The organism is Nitritalea sp. (assembly GCF_054166705.1).
This window is the reverse complement of record NZ_JBSZCV010000004.1, coordinates 135,652-158,473: the sequence shown is the minus strand read 5'-3', so window position 1 is coordinate 158,473 and position 22,822 is coordinate 135,652. Positions and strand designations below refer to the sequence as shown.

Genomic DNA, 22,822 nt, shown 5'->3' with positions numbered 1-22,822 from the left:
TTTTACCCTTATAAGTGGGAAAGAAATTACGTGGATAAGATGATTTTTTTGGGAAAAGTCCAATTAGGCTTGGCTTGTTAAGCTTAAAAATAACAAAAGCTGTTCATGCGAACAGCTTTTGTTTTAACATCCAGAGGGAAAAAGAAAGATTTTTGGGATTATACCAGGCGGCATGACTATCGAAAAGCAGGCGTCCATTATGCACTAGGGTTACTTTTTGGTCAAGCTCCTGTCGTGCTAGGGTATAATATTTCCAAAGTGTTTTGACGTCTGGAAGCTGCTTTGGCAGCGAGAGTGGACCTCTGATGGCAATGCCGATTTCGGTAGCATCACTTTGGATCAGGATATGTTGTTCTCCCTGCGCAATGCTTAGATTAGCGTCTATGTGCAGCCCTTTCATGTTAGGCCCCTCTCTCTGAAGTGGAAATCTTAAGTTTTCCATTCATTTTCCAGGTAGTGTAGTCGGTGGAGCCTACTTCCCTAGGTACTCCGATACTGAACTCTTCGAAGTCATAGGTGATGATGGCACCTTTTCCTGTTAATTTTTCGTAAAGCCCTATGGCCAAATCCGGCCAAGATTGAATTTTTTCTGTTTGATTTGCCATTTTTATGGTGTTTTGGTTAATGAATACTTAAACCAGCTCTTGGGGGGTATTGTTTGTTTTTTTATCGCAAATGGGAGCTCTCTGCGTACAACCACAGGTTTTGTACTATCTTTCGAGTTGATTTTCTGCTTTTTAAGCCATTCTCGTGAGAGAAGTGAGAAGTCTGGCATTTTTTTGCTAGTTCTGATAAACGAGAATAGAATGAAGCGGCATCTGCCGTTCTCATAATTTTTTCAACATTTTAAAAATTGCTGCTTTTAATACTTAAAATTTTTACATACATTCGGATTGTAGCTTAAATTATGGTAAAAGCAGTTCCTTGGCCTTTATTTTTCCATTGCAGTTATTTGCTTTATTTTGATGGTTAAAGCATCTTTCTAGCTTCGGCTACTGGTTACATGTTCGAAAATTCTTGTTTCATATTTATAAATCAAAAAACCCTACTATGCGTAGAATCTTTACTAGTCTGATGACGCTTCTGCTGATTTTAGGCGTACATCTTGGGCTTTTCGCCCAAGGGGTACAAATCAGCGGTACGGTAACCTCTCAGGAGGATGGAGGCCCCTTGCCGGGGGTAAGTATTTTGGTACGGGGCACCACGGTGGGTGCCGTTACGGACATCGATGGAAGCTACACGATAAATGTTCCAGCAGGATCCAGTTCGCTTGAATTTTCCTTTATAGGCTTCGAAAAGCAAGTGGTTTCCATTCGAAATCGTAGTGTGATTAATGTCGCTTTGCAGTCGGATATTTCTCAGTTGTCGGAAGTAGTAGTTACTGCTTTTGGGATTGAGCAGGACAAAAAGGCGCTGGTATCTGCTACCCAAGAGGTAAAAGGCCGTGAGTTGGCGCTTTCTCGAGAGCCGAACATGGTGGATGCCTTGAATTCCAAGGTGGCAGGTGTGCAGGTCACACGCCAGGGCGGGGCTGCTGGTGCTGGATCTAGTATTATTATTCGGGGGATGTCCTCTATTTCGGGTGAAAATCAGCCGCTGTTTGTCATCGATGGTATCCCGATAAATAACTCTTTTCGTTCGCGCTCTCGTTCTGCTGGGGTGGATGTGCCAAACCGTGCCATCGATATAAATCCGAATGATATTGAATCGATGAACGTATTAAAGGGTCCCGCAGCTACTGCGCTGTACGGTATACAAGCGGCCAGTGGGGTAGTAATCATTACGACCAAAAAAGGTTCAAGATCAGATGGTCGTTCACTTTCTGTAAATATCAGTTCGAATACGGCCGTAGAGGATGTTTTGGTTCCTTTTCCTACTCAAATGCGCTATGCGCAAGGAGATCGCTCCTTATTTGGGACGACTACATTTGGACATTTTGGTCCTCCTTTGACCACATTACGTTATGATGGTTCTCCTAACAACCCCTTAGATCCGAGAGGGTTTATCGTGGATATGAATGATCCTTCGGCGATTCAAAGTGAGCGACTCATCCCTGTTAACAATCAGGATGTTTTTTTTCGCACTGGGTTAACCACAGATAATAACATTAGTATTAGCTCGGGGACCAAGCATAGTTCGTTTTTCTTTTCTTATGGCGACTTCCGCCAGCAGGGGATCATACCGAACAATGACTTCAATCGACAGTCGTTTAAGTTGACCGCAGAGTCTAGCCTTACAGATAAATTCAAAATTACGGCCTCTGCCAACTATGTGTATTCGACGAGTACACGATTTGGTCGAGGAGATAATTTCTCTGATGTCGTTCAAGGTACGCTACGTACGCCTCCAAGCTTTAACAATGCCTTAGGGTTTGTCTTGCCGGATGGCAGACAGCGGGCATTCCGTAGCAACTCACCTGATAACCCTTTTTGGGTAGTAAATAACAATCCCTTTACGGATGAAGTGAATCGTTTGATTTCTTTCGTTCAAGCGGATTATCAAGTGACGCCCTGGTTAAGTATCTTGTATCGTGTAGGTGCTGACGTGTCTTCCGATAAGCGAAATCAGCAGTGGGCCGTAGGTTCCTTCGGTGGAGATGCACTTCCTGGTGGTCGTGTACAAGAGCAGACTTTTAATGACCGAGTGTTGAATTCAGACTTAATCATCACAGCCACTAAAGAGTATGGTGATTTTAATGTAAGTGCAATGGTGGGGAATAACTTTTTCTCCAACTCTTTCCAGTCTCAGTTCTTCGATGGACGTAACCTGGCGATTCCTGGCTTATACAACATTTCCAATGCCCAGACGAATTTAGTTCAGGAGCAGTTCCGCTCCCTAAAAGAGACAGCGGCCGTTTTCTCTCGTGTAGCGGTAGATTATAAGAACTATCTCTTTTTAGAACTTAATGGCCGAAACGAGTGGACGTCTACCCTTCGTCCTCCAAATAACAGTTTCTTTTATGGTTCTATAGGTACCGGATTTGTGTTTACGGAAGCCTTTAACTTGGATGGTGGAATTTTCTCTTTCGGGAAATTACGTGCTTCCTACTCCGAAGCTGGACGAGATGCTCCAGTGTATACCGATCAGACCTTCTTTAACCGTGCTACGGTAGGGGGTGTCTGGGGCGGTGGCCTCGTCTTCCCATTACCTTCTGGTGTGGGAGGCTCTCAGCTCGGTTTGACGGCTGGAAATCCGAATTTGCGCCCTGAGCGCAATAAGTCCATCGAAATAGGAGGTGAGTTTCGTTTCTTCGAAAACCGCTTAGGCTTCGATGTGACCTACTACCGTGAGCGCAATGTGGATCAAATTATCCCTGTTTCCGTGCCGGGAAGTACGGGTTTTGCCAGTCAGTTTATCAATGCAGGGACGATCCAAAACCAAGGTTGGGAAATCGTAGGTAACTTCACACCCATTCAAGGTGAATTTAGATGGGATATCGTAGCAAACTTCTCCCGAAATCGGAATGTGGTCTTGGATCTTCCTGTAGATCGAATAGCACTTCCAGGCTTCGGAAATCTACGACCACTGGTGATGGAAGGTCAGCCGTACGGTGTTTTCTTCGGCACGGGCTTCCGCAGAGATGATGCGGGGAACGTAGTCATCGGTCAAGATGGCTTCCCGATGAGGGAGATGCCTTCTCCTGAAAATCCATCCGGTGACGTGAAAATTGGGGATCCTACCCCAGACTTCTTATTGGGTCTAAGAAATAATTTTGCCTATAAAAACTTTGCCCTTACCTTCTTATGGGATATTCGTGTCGGTGGGGATGTGGCGAATGTGACCACAAACTGGACGCGTGCTCAGGGCATCGACCAGTCTACGATGGACCGCGGTAGCCAGGTGATATTCAGAGGAGTATTAGAGGATGGCAATGTGAATAACATCCCAGTGGTTATCGATGATATTAACTATTATAATAATACACGCGGAAATCGAGATATAGCAGAGCGTTTTATCGAAGATGGTTCTTGGGTTCGTTTACGTGACATCACACTTTCTTATTCTATACCGAATAATATTGTCAATAACCTTAAGATGCGAAATCTAACCGTCGGGGTCTACGGAAGAAATCTCTTGCTTTTCACGGGATATAGAGGTATCGATCCGGAGACAAATCTAGGTGGACCGAATAGCTCACTAGGTGTAGATGCCTTCGGAACTCCAAATACACGAAGTGTAGGGATAAATATCACTGCTGGTTTTTAACTGATTGAATGAATTTAAAATGAAAAGACACTATAAAATAGCGCTTCAGTGGTGTGTAGGCCTATTGGCTGGACTTTCCGTCAGTAGCTGTGACCTTCAAGAAGCGAACATCAACCCTAATGCAGTTACGGATGCCCCAATTAACGTGGTGCTGCCTGCTGCTCAAGCGAATATGACATGGGCGATAGGAGATTTCTCTTCTCAATCCGCAAGTACACTAGTTCAATACATGACCGGATTGCTAAATGTGCAGCAAAATGTCACCTTTTTCGCCTATGTTCCTGCCAACTTTCAGACTTCATGGAACAATCATTATTATCGAAGTTTACAAGGCCTAAAAAAGGTTATCGAGGATGGCGAAGCGGCTGGTGCAAGGCATTACAGCGGTATCGGTAAAATTCAAACTGCCTTGGTCTTAGGTCACTTAGTTGATTTATTCGGAGATGTACCGTTTTCTGAAGCTTTAAATCCTGAGGAGTTTCCTACGCCCCGCTTCGATTCTAGTGAGTTTCTTTACGATGAAATCTTTCGCCTCCTTGATGAAGCGATCGCAGATCTAAATGCTGAATCTACCGTTAGTCCAGCGACAGACGATTTAGTGTATCCTGCCAACAATGCAAATAACTGGCGAGCAAATTCGCGCCCAAACTGGATCAAAGCCGCGCATGCGCTGAAGGCGCGTTATGCGAACCACCTCAGTAAAGTTGATCCTCAAGGTTCTGCGCAAGCTGCACTAGCGGCTATTCAAGCAGGTGCTATCGATTCGAATGCAGCGAATATGAATGCTGTTTTCGGTAACTCTCCAGACGCAGCAGGCCCATGGTTCGGCTTTCTTCAGGGGACATTTGGTCAAAACAATATAGCTGTTTGTAATACCTTCGTAAATAAACTACTCAACCGAGTGGGTGACGGACAAAACGATCCACGCCTTCCCTTCTTTATTCGTGCTAACAGTGCAGGACAATTCGTCGGAGCAGATTATGGTGCTACTTCGCTACCCCCGAATGTTTCAGTGGTAGGAGAATATATGTTCTCCCCCAGCTCACCCACCAACTTTATCACCTTCGCTGAAGTGAAGTTTATAGAGGCAGAGGCACAGCAGCGTTTGGGTAACTTCTCTGCAGCAGCTGAGGCACTTAATGCCGCTATCACGGCTTCTATGCAGCGAGTCACTGGGAGTACCCAGCCTGCCTACCTGGCCGTGTATGGCGCCTCAGCTGCTGACATGGCGGATAATGGCATGGAGCGTATCTTTACAGAAAAACATATCGATATGTTCCTGCAGACGGAATCTTGGGTGGACTGGAGACGAAGCATCCCAGCCGGTGCAGCTCCTACGGTGAGTGGCATCCCTGCCCTCAGCCCTGCTCCTGGGAATTTGACTGATAATGCCTTCCCGAGAAGATACCTGTACCCACCTTCTGAGTTGGATAATAATGCCGCTAATATTCCAGAAACTTCTCTCTTGGCACGTGTATTTTGGGACCGATAACAGATAAAATAATGACTATAAAAGCAGCTATCGCAGGACTCTTTGTCCTTATCGCACTCAGCCTAAGTTCTTGTTTTCAGGAATTTGACGAAGGCTATGAATTCGTGGGCCGTGTGGCCACCATCTCAGTGTTTACGCTGAACCCCACCTCCGCACCTGCTGGAGCCAGCGGAACAGCCACCGTGCGCTACTTCTCCGAGCATGAACTAGTTACCGCTTATAGGCTCGTTCAGTCTGTGGGAGGACAGCGCACCGAAGTGCTCAATGTGCCCGTCCAAAATCATAATGTGGAGGATTCTTATCAGGAAACCCTCAACTTCACTGTACCCAATGTAGCCGCCGGAACCACCGTTACCTACATCGTGCAAGTGGAAACAGCAAATGGACTTGTACGGGAGCGCACGGCCAACTTGACGGTAACGCAGTAAGTTAAGGCTTTTCTCTACACCAAAGAGGAAAGAGCGAAAAGGCTAGTGTCCAGCATAAAGGGCACTAGCCTTCTTTTTTTGGCCCTCAGGCCAAAGGGCAACAAGCCGCACAAGGGCTACCGAACAAGCAGGAAACGGAACAAGGAATAGAACATTTTTCGGAAATCTTTTATCCCTAAGGAGATTCCACGTATTTTTACTGCCCTAGATACTCGATTATGCAAAAAGTAGATGTAATTATCGTCGGAACAGGTCCAGCGGGTGCTTTCGCGGCTTATACGGCTGCGGCTGCCGGAAGAAGTGTGCTGCTTGTGGAAAAAGAGCGCCTGCCTCGCTATAAGACCTGTGGGGGTGGACTCGTGTGGCGAGGCCGAAAACTTCTGCCTTTCGATATCAGCCCAGCCATAGAACGTGAATTTACGCGCGCCCATGTCTATTTTGAGCATTTACCAGACCCCGTATTCGCTACACGTCAGGAGCCCATCGTCACCATGGTCATGCGCGATACCTTCGATCAGCTGATCGTAGAGGAAGCACGCAAGCGGGGGGCCGAGCTGCTCGAAGAGGCTGCAGTTATCGCCGTCCGAGAGACTGCTGAAGGTGTGGAGGTGGAGACGAAAAAAGGAACTTTTTTAGGAAGCTACCTGATCGCTGCTGATGGCATGCTAAGCCCTACCGCCAAGCTGGCTGGGTTTAAGGACGATCGTCAACTCATTCCCGCCATAGAATATGAAGTAGGGGTGTCAGAAGCGGATTTTGCGCGGCTAGCGCAAGAGGTGCGCTTCGATGTGGATGCCATACCAAAGGGCTACGGCTGGTGTTTCCCAAAGAAAAACCACCTCTCTATCGGGGTGGGAACCTTCGAGCGGAGAAAAATTAACCTACGGACCTATTACCAAAGTTACCTGAAGCTCCTCGGTATTTCAGCTACTACCTTCGAGGAGGCGCATGGCTTCCAGGTGCCGATCACCCCACGCTCCCAAGGAATCGCGAAAGGTCGTGTGCTGCTCGTTGGCGATGCGGCCGGGTTTGCCGATTCGCTTACCGCCGAGGGAATTTCCAATGCCCTATACACGGGTAAGTTGGCCGCCGATGCTATTCACGCTGACTTTCACAAGCCCCAAGCCGTGGTGCAGGGCTTCCAAGCTTTATTAGATGCCTCCCTGATCCCCGAACTAGGCACCTCCCATATTCTGGCCCGCATGTTTTATGGGCAAAAAACCATTCGTAATTTTATGTTGGGCACGCGTCTCCAAGAGGTTTGCGATGTGCTCACAGGCGTATTTATGGGCGAGCGTACCTACCCGGTAGACATGAAAAAAAGAGCCTTGCAGCGTATCCGGCAAGCCCTCTTTTAAGTTTTTAGCAGCCTGAGGCCTTGGTAAGTCAAGGCCTTATTTTATTTCATCCACAGTAGCCTTTGGGCCGAGGCCCAAAAGGAAATCCCGAAAGTCTGCGGTATCAAAATTAGCCATGCCCTCCTGATAAAAGGCGATTTTTCCCTCTGGACTTACCACGACCGTCGTCGGAATACTTTGGCTTTGCAAGCTCGGGCTAAGGCCTGCGCCTGCATGCAGGACGGGGAAGTGAAACCCTTTTTGCTCATGAAAGCGAAAGGCTTTTTCGGCTTCCTGATCGACTGAAACCATAAGAAAGAGCAAGTCTTCGGAGGCCACCTTTTCGTAGAGCGCATCGATATGAGGCATTTCTGCGCGGCAGGGAGGACACCAAGTCGCCCAAATGTTAATAAAAAGCGTCTTGCCCTTAAAGTCCGCCAGTTGCACTGTTTCTCCGGCGGCATTCGTGAAGGTTCCCCGAAAGTCAAAATCCTCCAAGGTGCGGTCAGCGAGCGTGACCTTCGGCTTCTTGATGCCCGTAGCCAGCAGCCCGGACTGTACGAAACCCATTATCGGGGTAATCCAGCCAGTGATGTAGAGCAGCCCGAAGACCAAGCCCATGAGGGCATAGTCGCGAAGAATCGTTTTCCAGGTTGTTTTAGGTGTCTTTTTCTCGTGTGAGGCGTCCATGTTCGTTCCTATGTTTCGGATACAAGAATAGGGATTGAAAGTCAATTTGTTAGTAACAATTCATACAAAAAACCTCAATTTTGCACGCGAAGCCCCTCTATTTTCCTTTTCTTTGTGCTTCGAACAGGCAGATGTAGCATGGAAGTAAATCACTTTATTACGATAGCAAAGGAGCTGAATGTCAGCTTGAAACAAGTAAGCGATACCGTCGGGCTACTCGATGAGGGAGCCACTGTGCCCTTTATTTCCCGATACCGGAAAGAGGTGACGGGTAGCTTGGATGAGGTCCAAGTAGCAGGCATCCGCGATCGCGTAGCACAGTTGCGTGAGCTGGAAAAACGCCGTGAAGCGGTTCTCAAGTCCATAAAAGAACAGGGCAAGCTTACCGAAGAACTGGAAAAAAAGATCGCCGCGGCTGAGACCATGGCGGTTTTAGAAGATTTATATTTGCCTTTCAAGCCGAAGCGCAGAACGAAGGCGATGATTGCCCGCGAAAAAGGGCTGGAGCCGCTGGCGCAAAGGCTTTGGGATCAGGAAAATTTCGATCCTGAGGAGGAAGCCCAGCAGTATGTAAACTCGGAACTGGAGGTGGCCGATACGGCTGCCGCGCTGCAGGGTGCCCGCGATATTCTGGCTGAATGGATGAATGAAGACGCTGGTCTGCGTCAGAAAATGCGCAAGCTCTTTTTAGAGGAGGGCAGCTTTACCTGTAAGGTGATCTCGGGTAAGGAAGAAGAGGCTGCGAAGTACAAAGACTATTTTGACTGGACCGAGCCGATCAAGACCGCTCCCTCTCACCGTATCCTCGCCATGCGACGCGGAGAAAAGGAGCTGCTCCTATTGTTAGACACAGCGCCCGAGGAGCTGGATGCCCTCGCGCTGATGGAGCGGCACCTGCTGCATGGCGCCGAAAATCGCGTGCGTGAGCAGTGGCTCTTAGCCATTAAGGACAGCTACAAGCGCCTGCTCAAGCCGTCTATGGAAACAGAGGTGCGCATGCTAACGAAAAAGCGTGCGGATGAAGAGGCGATACGTGTTTTTGCAGAAAATCTGCGCCAACTTTTACTTGGAGCACCGCTAGGTGAAAAGGCGGTGATGGCCCTGGACCCAGGTTTCCGAACAGGCTGTAAGCTGGTCTGTCTCGGTGCGCAAGGACAGCTGCTCCATTACGACACGATTTTTCCACATGAACCGCAGCGTCGGACAGCCGAAGCTGGAGCCAAGGTGCGTGCCCTCGTCCAGCAGTTTGACCTTAAAGCGATTGCGATCGGGAACGGAACGGCGAGCCGGGAAACAGAACAGTTTGTGCGCGGCCTAAAGCTCGGCCCAGAGGTCCTCGTAGTGATGGTAAATGAAAGCGGAGCCTCGATTTATTCTGCTTCAGAAGTGGCTCGAAATGAGTTTCCAGATCTCGATTTAACGGTTCGTGGCGCTGTCTCGATCGGCCGTCGCTTGATGGATCCGCTCGCCGAACTGGTAAAGATCGATGCCAAGTCGATCGGTGTAGGACAGTACCAGCATGATGTAGACCAAAATGCCTTAAAGGCGGCCTTAGATGATACGGTGATGTCGGCAGTAAACGGCGTAGGCGTGGAATTAAATACGGCTTCCAAGGAGCTGCTTACCTATGTGTCGGGTCTTGGACCTTCTTTAGCACAAAATATCATCACGTACCGAAATGAACACGGCCCGTTTACCTCAAGGACAGCACTGAAAAAGGTGCCTCGCTTAGGGGAAAAGGCCTTTGAACAAGCTGCGGGCTTTTTGCGCGTACGCGCGGGCAAGCATCCGCTGGATCGCTCGGCCGTACATCCCGAGCGCTATGGCCTTGTGGAGCAGATGGCACAGGACCTCGGCGTAACTGTAGAGGCACTGATGCAGGATTCGGCCCTACGGGCCAAAATAGACTTGAAGCGCTACGTAACCGCTGATGTGGGGCTGCCGACGCTACAGGATATCTTCGAGGAGCTGGCTAAACCGGGGCGTGATCCGCGAGAAGCTTTCGAGGCCTTTGCGTTTCAAGAGGGGGTACATACGCTGCAAGACCTTCGTGTCGGGATGAAGCTTCCTGGACTGGTGACGAACATTACGAATTTCGGAGCTTTCGTGGACATCGGCGTACACCAAGACGGACTGGTACACTTGAGCCATCTGGCCGATCGCTATATCAGTGATCCGAATGAGGTGGTGACTGTCAACCAACAGGTAGAGGTAACCGTCATGGAGGTAGATGTGTCACGAAAGCGAATCGCGCTGAGCATGAAAAAAGATCCCTTTGCGGCGAAAGCCGCGCCGGGGACGAAAAAATCTGGCCGAAATAAGCAGGAACCTGCGGCAGAAGGCGATTTAGCCAGTAAATTGGCGGCCCTCAAGCAGAAATTTGGGCAGTAACACTGCCATCTTTTGGCGATAGAGTCAGCGGATCAAAGCCTGCAGCTCAGAAATTTTTTTTCTGGGTTGCAGGTATTTTTATGTACGTTTTATCCACCATGATGCACAGATCAAAGTAGAAATTCCTGATGAGCTGCATAAAAATCTTTATTTTCATGTATTTTTGTTTTGAACCATAAACTAGCTGGCATTTTCAGCTGGCCATTGCCTTAGCATGCGTCTTTTCCTGCTTTTTTTATTCGGACTCTCTTTATGTGAGATCCCATCCCTCACGGCGTCCTCCCTAGACTCTTTGATTCTAGAGGTTCGTAGGGTACGTGTGAATAATCCAGAGGCAGCCCTTGCTTTGATAAAGGATTGGAAAGCACAGTCCAGCGCTGCAGTGCTTGCGCAGGTTTATCCACGCCTGCAGAACGAATGTGGTGCTATCTTTTACATTAGCGGGAATTATGTGAAAGCGCAAGCGGCCTACACCGATGCCTACCGTTACCTGCTTCGTCATCCCGAATACCCCGACGAGGGAATTCACTTGGCCAGAGCATTGAATGGGAGAGGCCTTGTCCGGATGATGTTTCATGATTATGAACAGGCAATGCGTTATTTTATGGAGGCCCTTGAAAAGCTTAAACGAACAACGAATCCGGATGTGAGCTTGGAGGCCTCTTTGGTTTTTAATTATGGATTAGCCTTAGCGGAGCGCGAGGAGCTGGACCAGGCCCTCACCTATTTTTTTCAGAGCCTGACACTGCTTGAGCAGATGGATGCACCGGTATACGAGAGAACCCTTCGTTTAAACCGTATCGCAAAAACCTATCTGGACTTGGGACGCCTAGAAGAAGCAGAGCAGGTGCTGGATCAACTGGAGCACCACGGTTCACTTTCTGCATGGGAGTCTGCCTTTTTCGCCTCTACACGTTCGGAACTTGCTGGCGCAAAGGGGGATACCCTTCAGATGTATCGCTTTGCTCTAGAGGCCCAAGAGAAGGCAGACGCCATGGGCGCCCTCTGGGATAAAAGTCGCGCACTGGCACTCATCGCTGCTGCTACTTTTGCATTAGAGCGCTGGGAAGAGGCGGCGAGATGGCAGCAGCAGCTTCTGGTGGTAAAAGACAGCCTGATGACACGGGATAAGATGATGGAAATCACCGATTTTGAGTCGAAAATTGCTAGCATGGAGCGAGAAAGGTTAGCCCAGCAGCTCGCGCTGCTACAAGCCAGCGAGCGGATAAAAACGCTCATCATCGGTCTGGTAGTCGTCCTATTGGCGTTTTTTATTGCCCTGTTTGTGCTCCAGAAGAGAAATTTGCGCCTTAAGGCGCAAAAGGTCGATCAAGTGCAGCGACTCTTACAAGAGTTACAGGAGGCCCATTCCGCCCTTCAGCAGCAAAGTGCACAGCTGGCACAGGTGAATAAAACCAAGGACAAGTTATTTTCCCTGATCTCGCATGATATCCGCAGCCCATTAGGGATTTTAATTTCTTACTTGCGTTTAGAGGAAATGGGCTTTTTAACACAGGAAGAGCAACGTACATCGCGCAATAAAATTTTACAGCAGACCACTGACACGCTAGCCATGGTGGATGCGCTCCTCATCTGGGCAAAGGGGCAGCTGGAAGGGTTTAAAGCACGTCCACAGCAGCTCGCTGTACTTCCCCTTCTCCAGGATGTGCAGCATTTATTTGAAGCCAAATTCGCTGATAAACAGCTCACCCTGCATATTTCCGAACCAATCGCTTCCTTGCGCCTGTTTTGTGACGAACAGCATCTCCGCATCACCTTCCAAAATATCCTTTCAAACGCCATCAAGTTCAGTGAGGTGGGTTCCGTCATCACGGTAGCGCCATTTGATGGCCCAGAGGGCAAGGTAGGCATAAAAGTGCGTAACACGGGACCACAACCCACGCCGGAGCTGCTCCAAGCCTTAAACGAATCTGTCCAGATCGAGGATAGCACCCCCGGGACAGCCGCCGAGAAGGGAACAGGGCTAGGTTTGTACTTGGTCAAACAGCTCCTGCATCAAAACAAGGGGTCCTTCCACCTTGCTAGCTGGGAGCAAGGAGCAGAAGCCTGCCTGCTGCTGCCACTAGCGCCCTCCAGCGCGCAAGAAGCTGCGGGAAGTTTCTATCAAGAGGCCGCTTCAGATAAAGTAAACGGTTAGAACGGTTTATAGCTGCTTGCTTACCGACAACTTGCTATCAGCGGCGGTAGCTTTGTGTATTATTCATTTTTAAATACACATACCATGAAAAACAAAGTGCAATTAATCGGACGCCTCGGCAGTAAAATCGAAATCAAAAAGAGCAGTAACAATGTGAGTTTTGCACGCTTTAGTTTAGCGACGAATACGTACACGCTGCGTGACGGCGAGCGGGTAGAAGATACCCAGTGGCACCAGGTGGTGGCTTTCGGAAAAGCGGCGGAAACCTTGGCTCAGCATACAGACAAAGGGCATGAGCTCGGACTCACCGGGCGCTTGTCCTACTCATCTTACGAAGATAAAGAAGGCATCAAGCGCTACCAAACGGATATCATCCTAGAAGAGTTTATTTTTATGCAGCCGCTGAGTAAGTCTGCCTAATTTCAGCCAGCGCCATCTCCTGCTGGGCAATAAAAAAATGCAAGCTTCTGAAAAGAGGCTTGCATATTCGATAGCTTGGCGGCTTTGTTGTTTTCAAAGGGAGTATTCTGTACCTTTTGGTGGGCTTAAGCATGCTTTTTGTGCGATAGCCTTAGATGAAATTTAGCGAACCAAAATAACAGAAGATGAGTAAACAAGCGACGTACAGTCTATTTGAGGATGTTTGTAAATTTGTGGATGAGGCGGCTTCCTACATGCACGTACACCCTGGACTTTTAGAGCAAATTAAAGCCTGTAATAGTATTTTTCAGTTCAATTTTCCTTTAAAAAAGGCTGATGGATCGTATGAAGTGATGACCGGATATCGGGTGCAGCATTCGCATCATAAGCTACCCGTAAAAGGGGGCATTCGCTACAGCGAAAATGTGGAGCAAGAGGAGGTTAAGGGCCTTGCTGCGCTGATGACCTTTAAATGTGCTCTTGTTAATGTTCCCTTCGGAGGTGGAAAAGGTGGGGTCAAATTAGACCCGACGAAATACACGGCTGAGGAGTTAGAGCGCGTGACGCGACGCTACACCGCAGAGTTGATAAAAAAGAAGTTTATAGGGCCCGCTATCGACGTTCCAGCCCCCGACTATGGAACCAGTGCCAGGGAAATGTCTTGGATCGTAGATACCTACGAGGCCTTTAACCCAGAATTAATTAATGCCAAAGGCTGCGTCACCGGTAAGCCACTCTCTCAGCATGGTATCGACGGCCGAACGGAAGCTACGGGCCTTGGGGTCTTTTTTGGCATACGTGAGGCCTGTTCCGTAGCAGAAGACATGGAAGCGATCGGCCTAGAGCCAGGGCTCAAAGGAAAAAAAGTGATCGTCCAAGGGCTGGGAAATGTAGGCTTCTACTCAGCCAAATACCTCCAAGAAGCCGGTGCTAAAATTATAGGTGTCGCGGAATGGAACGGAGGGATCTACGAGGAAGCGGGACTGGATATTGAGGCCTTAAAGGCGTATCAAACCAAGCATAAGACCTTGGAAGGCTTCGGCCGTGGGACTTTTGTGGCTGAAAGCCAGGAACTGCTTACCTATGCCTGTGACATTCTGATTCCTGCCGCACTCGAAAATCAGATTACAAGTGAAAATGCAGGTGCTGTTCAAGCGAAAATCATCGCGGAGGCTGCCAATGGGCCCGTATCACAGGCGGCAGAAAGTACCCTCCTGGAAAAAGGCATCCTGATTCTTCCCGATATGTACCTAAATGCAGGCGGGGTGACTGTTTCCTACTTCGAATGGCTCAAAAACCTTTCCCGTGTTTCTTTCGGAAAACTGGAGAAACGCTACGATATGGAAAAATACCGCAAGTTAATGGGGACCATCGAAAATGCGACAGGGGAACGTTTTACAGAGGATGAAAAAGAAGCACTGATACGTGGAGCCTCCGAAAGAGACTTGGTGATTTCTGGCCTCGAAGAAACCATGGTAGATGCCTACCATAGCATGAACGAAATGAGAAAGACGAAAAAAATTAAAAGCTTACGGACCGCAGCGTTTATTCTCGCCCTGCAGCGCATCGTAATCTCCTACACAGACTTGGGAATCTTTCCGTAATCCACGTGAGAGATCAGAAAACCATAGCAAGAAGCGAAAAAAACACAGATGTTAACACAAGCACCCTCTTCTGGATCCTAGAGGGTGCTTGTTTAGGCTTAGATTTCTACCTTCTCGGGCATGCGATTATGAGAAAAAAGCATACGATTATGGATTAGTTTGCTGCATTTATATACGCATCCCTAGCTTTAGGCAATACTTTCCTACATTTACAACAGCAAAAGAAAATAACTTAAAACGTAAACCTGTAAAAAGGTACCATTACGCGTGGAATGAGTAGGTCTTATGGCCATTTCCACAGAAGAGCGGGTGATTTTTTTAGATTTAAGCTTACCTAAGGAAAACTCTCATAAGTGGATTCCTTAGGTATTTTTTCCTTTGCAGTTACAAGTCTATTCCTGCCCCAAGGGTGCAAGCGCTCGTAAGAGTTGTCGGGTATTCTTTTCTAAGCTTTCCCAGTCTACAGCCTCGGATTTTCCAATTTCCTCTACCTGTGCCCATAAAGTCTCGGGGATGTGTGCCGCCTGTTGTCGTAGCGCAAGTCCGGCAGCCTGTAGGTGTACCTCCAGTTGCCGCTCATCACGTAAGGACCGTTTGCGGAGCAGTAAATCCTGGCTTTCCATGCGCTTTAACAGCGGGCTTAGCGTGTTGGAGTTTAAATGTAGCACCTCACCCAGCGCTCGCATACCGATTTTTTCATGCTCCCACAGCACCAGCATGACCAAATACTGCGGATAGGTGAGACCTAGTGCCTCCAGATGAGGTTGGTATACACGCGTGATTAAGCGAGATAAGGCATAAAAGGGAAAACAAAGCTGCCGATTTAAGGAAAGTTTCGTGTCCATCACTTACTTGGCTAGATAAGACTCGATTTTTTCTGGTTTGGTCACTGGAGCAAAACGCTTGACAGGACGTCCTTTTTCGTCAATTAAAAATTTCGTAAAGTTCCACTTAATGCTAGAGCCAAAAAGACCTCCCAATTGCTTTTTTAAATACTTGAAAATAGGATGCGCGGCGTCACCATTTACATCTACCTTCGAAAACATAGGAAAAGTAACCCCATAGTTCAACACGCAGCCCGAAGCAATGCTAGCCTCATCGCCAGGTTCTTGATTGCCGAACTGGTTGCAGGGAAATCCTAAAATGACGAAATCTTTATCTTTGTATTTTTTATACAGATTTTCTAAGCCCTCAAATTGCGGGGTAAGGCCACATTTACTGGCCGTATTGACCACTAAAATTTTTTTCCCCTTAAATTCTTCCATCGAAACCTCTTTTCCTTGTAAGGTCGTGGCCGTAAAATCATAAAATCGCGTTGCTGCCATATTTTTTAAAATCGTTTGTATCGTGTAAGCTTCTTGTCTAAGGATAACACCAAGAAAAGAAAAATGGTTTATCGTAGACGATTAAATCGTACACGATTAATCACAAAAACCCATGGTCAGTCCATCTGATTGCATAACGTATCCTCCGCTTCTCCAGAGAAGCTCATCCTCAGAATTTGCATCTGAATTGCTTCCTCCCACACGAAAAGGATCGATACTTTAAAAGGTATTTTTTTTATGTAAACAAGGAACAGTATAGCTAGCAAGTAAATAAAAAAAACAGCTGGTATTTTCCAGCTGTTTGATCCATCACGTTGGTTTAGTGAAAAATTTAATTTGGATTAAAAGGTAAGGAAGACTTATGTACGATGATGCGTAACTTTCCGTCGTCACCCTTTTTAAATACCCAGGTTTTATCCACCATAATTTCATTTCCCTCCTTATCGGTGACATATACATTTCCCATCGTGATAGCCGTCGCTCCGTAAATTTGGATGCCCTCACGAGAGCTTCCTAAATTTTCGAAACGTGCTTTTACAAAAGGGGCTAGGGCAAATCCCTTGTCCTCTGGAAATTTATCGCTTCCGCCTACAAAGTAAGAAAGCGCCCCTTCTTTCGTAGTACGGAAAGTATTCGACCCGTAAGCTAGCGTGGGCTTGAAGAAAACCTTTCCATACTGATAATTATACGCTTCGTCGATTACCTGCTCCGCAAAAGCTCGGTAATCCTCTCCCGCCTCATAGCGGCGACCGATCTCTACAAGGGCGTCACACCAAGCATGCTGAGCAGCGAGCACCTCTTCATAGGTAATGATCGTCGAAGCACCGTCCTCGACATACTGCAATCTTAATTCCTCTACGATGCGCTGAACCTCTTCCTGCTGCTTGGTTAATTCAGAGGAACCTGTCTCAGAAGACTGGCACGAAACCATAAACCCTAAGGCCGCCAGCAGGGCGAACCATTGTTTTTTAATTGTCATAAACGGGTAACTTAAAGCGTTAAATAAAATGAATAGATAGATAATTGTTATGAATTAAATGATCACTCTCGCTTATACTGTAAGGCGTGTAAAAGGTTCTTGTTTTAAGAGAAAAAAATTTAAAAAAAAAACTCCCTATAATTTCTATAGAGAGTTAAATGTAGATGTGTTTTATATAAATAAAAATTATCGCTTTCGGTCACCGGGGGCATAACTTTCGCGTGCATGCTCCAGCACATCCTCGCGGTAATAATGCACAGGCTTGAAGTCGCCCTGCACATAGCGCTCCGCCTGATCCTTAAAGTGAGGAGACTCAGGGTTACCACTTTGGCCTCCGGCCAAAAGGGACTTCGCAACCACCCGCTCTCCAAACTCTACAGCCGCTACAAAACTATTCCCTACATTTCCATACCAGCGTTTCGTGTTCGGATACGGACGGCTACCATAGGCGGCTAAACTGCCCCACTGCGAGGAGTTGAAGGGTACAGGTAGGCTCTCCTCCGCATCACTGAAAGCAGGAGAAATCGAATTGTTTATCCGTTGAAAACGGTTAATCTCTCCCCAAGGGGTCTGCCAGCTACCGAAATCCTCCTCCAACTTCTCAAGGGCTTTTTTAAGTGCCTCTACCTGCATCTCTGCTGGTGCAGCCTCTGCTAAAAACTCGAAGACATAGGCATCCCAGGGACGATCCAGCCTACGGCCTGCAGCTAAAAGCGCCTGCCCATAATGAACAGCCACACTCGTAGCGATCGATTCGGTGCCGGTATGTAAGTTCCAAGCATTCAGGGTGTCTACAGCTGCTCGGCCCAGCGCAAAAAAAGCATCCTCTTCGGTGACTAGCTCTTCAAAGGCTTTCGCTAGGGCGGGAATTAAGGGCTCGAAGGCCAATAAAGCGGGATCATAAGCCACTTGAATGAGGGCATCCAAGTCTAACTTGTCTGTCCGCTCCAGCACACGAACCGCATTAATGCCTCGTGCATTTTCCAGATCCCATGCCACGTAAGGCGGAAAGGCTTTCGGATCGGGACTCTCCTTACCAGCAGCTGTAAAAGGGGTCGAATTGCAGTTTTGGATCCAGGAGGTCGCCGGGTTTTTGATGTAGATAAGCTCTTCTACTTCATGAAGCCCCTGCCAATCCGTGGCGGGATTACTGCCGTCCACCGTATTTCTCCAATCAAAAGAAGGGTCCCGAACAGGAACGAAATTGCCATGGTAATAAGCGATCGTCCCGTCTTTATCCGCATAGACCGTGCTATTCGATGAGTTCGTCCGCAGCTGCATGGTCTCATGAAATTCTGCATGACTGCGCGTTTTCGTTCGGGTAAAGGACTGCGTCAAGGCCTTCTCACGCTCCACCATTAGCGCGATCGCGATCCAGCGCTCACCCTCCGCCCGAATCACAGGGCCATGGTGGCTATGGTAGGTCGTGAAGCTACGATCGGCCATGTTCCCTTCCTCGTCCTTGTAGCGGAGGTGTATCACTTTGGTTTTGAAAGGCTTCCAATCTGCACCATGTCGGTAAAAGAAGCCTGTCGCACGCTCTTCCACTTCCAAGCTAAATAAGTCGATGGCGTCGGCCTTGGCACTGGTGTGCATCCAGCCGTTATACGCATTAAAACCCTGGTAGATAAAGAACTGTCCCCAGGTCACCGCTCCGTAAGCATTTAGGCCTTCCTCGCTGACCATATGCACCTCCGGACGAAAATAAAAGCTCGTGTGGGGATTAATCATCAGCAGCGCATTTCCACTACTCGACTTATCAGGACCGATCGCGAAGCCATTAGATCCCTTCGGCTCCAGCTCAAAGTCCCGCTCCTCATACACCCAGGCCGTATAAAAGCCAGGGTCATAAAACGCTTTTAAAGGATTTACTGGAATGGTTTCGATATCCCCTCCGATGCTGCCCTCACTGAAACTGAGCGCCATCCAAGGCTCAAAACGGGTCAGCAGCATGGGCTCCACTTCCGGATGCGTATGCAGGTAATAGTTGATACCATCCGCCCAAGCGTCCATTAGCTCCCGCAGCCAGCCCGGACTCGCCGCATACTCAGCTCGTAAGACTTCCTCATCGATGTACAGGCGCATGCGTAGGTCAACATACAACTTGCTGATACCCTCCACTTCCGCCATACGGCCTAGGGCATTGATAAAATTCGTTTCTACTCGCTTAAAATCGTCTTCGCACTGGGCATATACCATGCCGAATACTGCGTCAGCATCTGTTTTTCCATACACATGGGGGACGCCATAGTCGTCGCGGTGGATGGTGATGCGTTCCGCAAAGCCCTCCCAACGGGCTTTTTCCTCGGTGCCGCTGGACTGCGCCGGAAGGGCACCACTGAAAAGAAGGTAAATTCCTACGAATAACCCAAACATGGTTCCTGTTCGTATCATGTGTTTGTTTGTTGTGAATATGCGCCGCTGGAAGACCGTCCACCAACCGAATGCATAAAAATGAGCTAAATCTGGGGTAATATAGAATTGCCCAGTGGGAATTCCAAAAGCTACCGCATGGGCGGGTGCTGGACTTTTACGGTCGGTAGCTAGCGCATTTTACAGGCCATTCTGTAGGAAAAAAGCGCTCGAAAGTGTAGTTTGGTTCCTAAATTACCGATTAAACCCTTTTCCTATGGCTTCACAGCACGCCTATGTGCGCTTTTTATCCATCACAGCAGCCCTGGGCGGCTTTTTATTCGGATTTGATACCGCCGTCATCTCCGGTGCCGAACGTGAAATCCAAGGGGTATGGCAACTCGACGACTGGACGCATGGACTCGCCGTAGCCATCGCCCTGTACGGAACCGTGCTCGGAGCGCTCTTTGGCGGCATGCCGGCAGATCTGCTTGGCAGAAAAAAGGCCCTCTTGGCCATCGGCCTACTCTACCTATTTTCAGCCACTGGCTCTACCTTCGCCCCAGAAGTGTATAGCTTTATGTTTTTCCGCTTTCTAGGAGGCTTAGGTGTAGGGGCATCCTCCGTAGTAGCTCCCATGTATATCGCCGAAATTGCTCCCGCCAGGCAGCGGGGGCAACTTGTCGCCCTATATCAGTTTAATATCGTGCTGGGAATTTTAGTAGCCTATTTTTCCAATTACCTCATCGGAACTGCAGCACCTTCCGCCGCCTGGCGCTGGATGCTGGGCGTAGAAATTTTGCCTGCCTTTTTGTACACCCTACTGATGCTGCGCATTCCCGAGAGCCCACGCTGGCTGCTGGCTAAGCGGCAGGATTTCACTCAAGCACGCCTGATCCTCGGTAAAACCGACCCGGAAGGCGTAGACGCGGCACTGACCAAAGCCCAAGAAGAGCTCCTTACCGCTCCTCCTAAAGCGGCCTTTCGAAGTCTTTTCCAACCTGCCTTTCGGCGCTCCACCGTTTTTGCGATGCTGATCGCTTTCTTCAACCAACTTTCAGGCATCAATGCCGTCATTTATTTCGCGCCGCGCATTTTTGAGGCTGCAGGCCTCCCCGCAGAAGACGCACTCTTCTCCACCATCGGAATCGGAGTCGTGAATGTACTAGCTACGCTGGCAGGCTTGTATCTTATCGATCGCCTGGGCAGACGTGTGCTGATGGGAATCGGCTCCGTGGGCTATGTCCTTTCCCTTAGTTTAATGGCTTACAGCTATTTGGGGAGCGGTCTCCCTGAGGGGCTTTTACCCTTTTTTGTCTTTTTCTTTATCGCCTCCCACGCCATCGGGCAGGGGGCCGTTATCTGGGTGTTTATCGGGGAAATGTTTCCGAACGCCCTCCGGGCAAAGGGCCAAGCCTTAGGCTGCGGTATCCACTGGGTGCTGGCGGCCGTCATCACAAATGTCTTCCCCGCCCTGGTGAGCCTCTTCGGGGCGGGCCAACTGTTTCTCTTTTTCGCAGCCATGATGCTGCTTCAAACGCTCTGGGTGTGGAAATTTATGCCCGAAACGAAAGGCAAAAGCCTAGAAGAGGTCCATCGTTCACCTGCTAATTAAAAAAAATGTCTACGAAAATAGTGTGCTACGGAGAAATGCTCTGGGATGATTTCCCGAGCGGCAGGGTTCCAGGTGGAGCCCCCCTAAATATTGCATCTAATTTAGTCCAACTAGGCCTTCAGCCGTTGCTGGTGAGTGCCGTTGGGCAGGATCCCGCGGGAGAGGAGCTACTGGCCCTTTTGCGCCAGCGCCAAATCCCCGAAACCTGGATTCAGCATAATGGCCTGGCCACCTCTCGCGTACAGGTGGACGACAGCCAGCCCGAGGCCGTGCGCTATGAGATTTTATTTCCCGCAGCCTGGGACCGAATCGCCTGGAACGAGGGGCTCCAAAAAGCTGCCGAACAAGCAGAAATCGTGATTTTCGGGAGCCTCAGCTTGCGCCATCCCCAGAGCCTCGCCACACTACATCAGCTCCTAGAGCATACCAAAGCAAAGGTTATCTTTGACCTCAACCTGCGCCCCCCTTTCCTTCATTTTCCTGATGTGGAGGACCTGCTGCACCGTACACATCTGCTAAAAGTGAACGAAGAAGAGCTTCATTTCCTGGCTCGGTACCTATTGGGTAGCACCCAGGAGACGGGCAGTGTAGCCAGACTTTTAGAAGCAGGTCAGACGCTTTGTCAGCACTTCCACCTAGAAGGACTCTGGCTCACCTGCGGAGGAAATGGGGCCTACTGGCTGGCTCCAGACCGTGCGCCGCTGGCGCAAAAGGCCTATCCTGTTTCAGTGAAAGATACCGTGGGTGCAGGGGATGCTTTTCTAAGCGGCATGGTGGCCGGTCTGCTGGCAGGGCAGCCGGAAGCAGAAATTCTCGACTTTGCTGCCCGGCTTGGCGCTTTTGTGGCTAGCCAAAGCGGCGGGGCTCCGCTGCATAATCCCGCCGCCATCGCCGCCCTCAGGCAGGGAGGCCATCGTGGGGATGAGAAGTAGATCTCGCCTAAAATAAAAGAGGAAACCACTGTGATGCTACCTTTATTCGGCGTATTTTGTTTTTTTAAACGTTTAGAAGTGTTTATATGATAGATACAGTAAAAATAGGAATTATCGGTTGCGGCAATTTAGGCAAGGCGATCGCGAGAGGACTCTTGGAACAAAAGGGCTTTCTGCCGGGAAATTTGCAGGTCACGCGCCGGAACACCGAGGCGCTGCAAGACCTGTCGGATATGGGTGTGCGCGTGCACAGCGACAATGTGCAGCTAGCCCAAGAAGTCGATGTGATTCTGTTAGGGGTTAAGCCCTTTAATAGCGATAAAATCATGCGGCAAATCGCGCCAGTTTTAGACCCAGACCGGCAACTCCTCCTGAGCTTAGCCACAGGCATTACCTTAGAAGCGCTGTATGCACATTTACCTGAGCGAATGGCGGTGTATCGGGTGATGCCTAATATCGCGGCCGATATTCAGGAGTCTGTAACCTGCTTTTGTTCGCGCCACCAGGATCCGAAGCAAGATGCCTTAGTGCGTGCTTTGATGAACGGGGTAGGGGAGAGCATCCAAATTGATGAACCGCTCATGGAGGCGGCCACAGTCTTGGGTGCTTGCGGAATCGCCTACGTACTTCGTTTTATGCGGGCCATGATCCAAGGGGGGATACAAATAGGCTTCGATGCCAGGACGGCAGCGAAAATTGTCAACCAAACCGTTAAAGGTGCGGCCGAACTGATGATTCAGCAGGATTTGCACCCCGAGGCAGCCATCGACAAGGTGACCACACCGAAGGGCTGCACCATCGTGGGCTTAAATGAAATGGAGCATCAAGGCTTTAGCTCCGCCCTGGTGCGCGGGGTGCTCGCCTCCTATAAGGACATCGAAAAAAAATAAACG

At 49.0% G+C, this 22,822-nt stretch carries 18 protein-coding genes; 11 read left to right on the top strand and 7 right to left on the bottom strand.

Annotation, left to right across the window (positions count from 1 at the left end):
• Positions 1–103 precede the first annotated feature (103 nt).
• Positions 104–442 carry a hypothetical protein gene (locus tag ACXIT9_RS01645; protein WP_458054504.1) on the bottom strand — a complete coding sequence of 113 codons (339 nt, stop codon included), beginning with the start codon at positions 440–442 and terminating at the stop codon, positions 104–106.
• Positions 402–605, bottom strand: coding sequence for a hypothetical protein (locus tag ACXIT9_RS01640; protein WP_458054503.1), 204 nt, complete (start codon positions 603–605; stop codon positions 402–404). Before ACXIT9_RS01640 ends, ACXIT9_RS01645 begins: the two co-directional genes overlap by 41 nt.
• A 445-nt stretch (positions 606–1,050) precedes the next feature.
• Here ACXIT9_RS01640 and ACXIT9_RS01635 point away from each other — a divergent pair, with 445 nt between their 5' ends.
• From ACXIT9_RS01635 to ACXIT9_RS01620, 4 genes are all read left to right on the top strand, one after another.
• A complete protein-coding gene (locus ACXIT9_RS01635; protein ID WP_458054502.1) occupies positions 1,051–4,206 on the top strand; it encodes a SusC/RagA family TonB-linked outer membrane protein in 3,156 nt (1,051 codons plus the stop codon).
• A 19-nt stretch (positions 4,207–4,225) separates the two neighbouring features.
• Positions 4,226–5,698: a SusD/RagB family nutrient-binding outer membrane lipoprotein gene (locus ACXIT9_RS01630; protein ID WP_458054501.1), complete on the top strand. Its 1,473-nt coding sequence runs from the start codon at positions 4,226–4,228 to the stop codon at positions 5,696–5,698.
• Between the two features lie 11 nt (positions 5,699–5,709).
• Positions 5,710–6,126: a hypothetical protein gene (locus tag ACXIT9_RS01625; RefSeq protein WP_458054500.1), complete on the top strand. Its 417-nt coding sequence runs from the start codon at positions 5,710–5,712 to the stop codon at positions 6,124–6,126.
• Positions 6,127–6,344: 218 nt separating this feature from the next.
• The gene (locus ACXIT9_RS01620; RefSeq protein ID WP_458054499.1) at positions 6,345–7,484 is read left to right on the top strand and encodes a geranylgeranyl reductase family protein; all 1,140 of its coding nucleotides are present in this window, start codon (positions 6,345–6,347) and stop codon (positions 7,482–7,484) included.
• A gap of 36 nt (positions 7,485–7,520) precedes the next feature.
• Here the strand turns inward: ACXIT9_RS01620 and ACXIT9_RS01615 are convergent, their stop codons facing one another.
• Complete coding sequence (locus ACXIT9_RS01615; protein WP_458054498.1) at positions 7,521–8,153, bottom strand: TlpA family protein disulfide reductase; 633 nt, start codon at positions 8,151–8,153, stop codon at positions 7,521–7,523.
• Positions 8,154–8,291: 138 nt separating this feature from the next.
• Here ACXIT9_RS01615 and ACXIT9_RS01610 point away from each other — a divergent pair, with 138 nt between their 5' ends.
• The 4 genes from ACXIT9_RS01610 (at position 8,292) to ACXIT9_RS01595 (ending at position 14,726) form a co-directional block, all read left to right on the top strand.
• Positions 8,292–10,544, top strand: coding sequence for a Tex family protein (locus ACXIT9_RS01610; protein WP_458054497.1), 2,253 nt, complete (start codon positions 8,292–8,294; stop codon positions 10,542–10,544).
• Positions 10,545–10,836: 292 nt separating this feature from the next.
• Entirely contained in the window at positions 10,837–12,702 is a 1,866-nt protein-coding gene (locus tag ACXIT9_RS01605) for a tetratricopeptide repeat-containing sensor histidine kinase (RefSeq protein ID WP_458054496.1), read from the top strand.
• Between the two features lie 84 nt (positions 12,703–12,786).
• Positions 12,787–13,122: a single-stranded DNA-binding protein gene (locus tag ACXIT9_RS01600; protein WP_458054495.1), complete on the top strand. Its 336-nt coding sequence runs from the start codon at positions 12,787–12,789 to the stop codon at positions 13,120–13,122.
• 185 nt (positions 13,123–13,307) lie between these two features.
• Positions 13,308–14,726 carry a Glu/Leu/Phe/Val family dehydrogenase gene (locus ACXIT9_RS01595; RefSeq protein WP_458054494.1) on the top strand — a complete coding sequence of 473 codons (1,419 nt, stop codon included), beginning with the start codon at positions 13,308–13,310 and terminating at the stop codon, positions 14,724–14,726.
• Positions 14,727–15,118: 392 nt separating this feature from the next.
• Here ACXIT9_RS01595 and ACXIT9_RS01590 read toward each other — a convergent pair whose 3' ends face one another.
• The 4 genes from ACXIT9_RS01590 to ACXIT9_RS01575 form a co-directional block, all read right to left on the bottom strand.
• The gene (locus ACXIT9_RS01590) at positions 15,119–15,571 is read right to left on the bottom strand and encodes a MarR family winged helix-turn-helix transcriptional regulator (protein ID WP_458054493.1); all 453 of its coding nucleotides are present in this window, start codon (positions 15,569–15,571) and stop codon (positions 15,119–15,121) included.
• Positions 15,572–15,574: 3 nt separating this feature from the next.
• Positions 15,575–16,051: a glutathione peroxidase gene (locus ACXIT9_RS01585; RefSeq protein ID WP_458054492.1), complete on the bottom strand. Its 477-nt coding sequence runs from the start codon at positions 16,049–16,051 to the stop codon at positions 15,575–15,577.
• Positions 16,052–16,382: 331 nt separating this feature from the next.
• On the bottom strand, positions 16,383–17,030 hold the full coding sequence (locus ACXIT9_RS01580) for a hypothetical protein (protein ID WP_458054491.1): 648 nt from the start codon (positions 17,028–17,030) through the stop codon (positions 16,383–16,385).
• A 186-nt stretch (positions 17,031–17,216) separates the two neighbouring features.
• Positions 17,217–19,424, bottom strand: a complete 2,208-nt coding sequence (locus ACXIT9_RS01575) for a penicillin acylase family protein (RefSeq protein ID WP_458054490.1) — start codon at positions 19,422–19,424, stop codon at positions 17,217–17,219.
• A 235-nt stretch (positions 19,425–19,659) separates the two neighbouring features.
• Between ACXIT9_RS01575 and ACXIT9_RS01570 the strand changes: the two genes are divergently transcribed.
• From ACXIT9_RS01570 to proC, 3 genes are all read left to right on the top strand, one after another.
• The gene (locus tag ACXIT9_RS01570) at positions 19,660–20,997 is read left to right on the top strand and encodes a sugar porter family MFS transporter (RefSeq protein WP_458054489.1); all 1,338 of its coding nucleotides are present in this window, start codon (positions 19,660–19,662) and stop codon (positions 20,995–20,997) included.
• A 5-nt stretch (positions 20,998–21,002) separates the two neighbouring features.
• Positions 21,003–21,929, top strand: coding sequence for a PfkB family carbohydrate kinase (locus ACXIT9_RS01565; protein ID WP_458054488.1), 927 nt, complete (start codon positions 21,003–21,005; stop codon positions 21,927–21,929).
• An 86-nt stretch (positions 21,930–22,015) separates the two neighbouring features.
• On the top strand, positions 22,016–22,819 hold the full coding sequence (gene proC, locus ACXIT9_RS01560) for a pyrroline-5-carboxylate reductase (protein WP_458054487.1): 804 nt from the start codon (positions 22,016–22,018) through the stop codon (positions 22,817–22,819).
• The last annotated feature ends 3 nt before the right edge of the window (positions 22,820–22,822 follow it).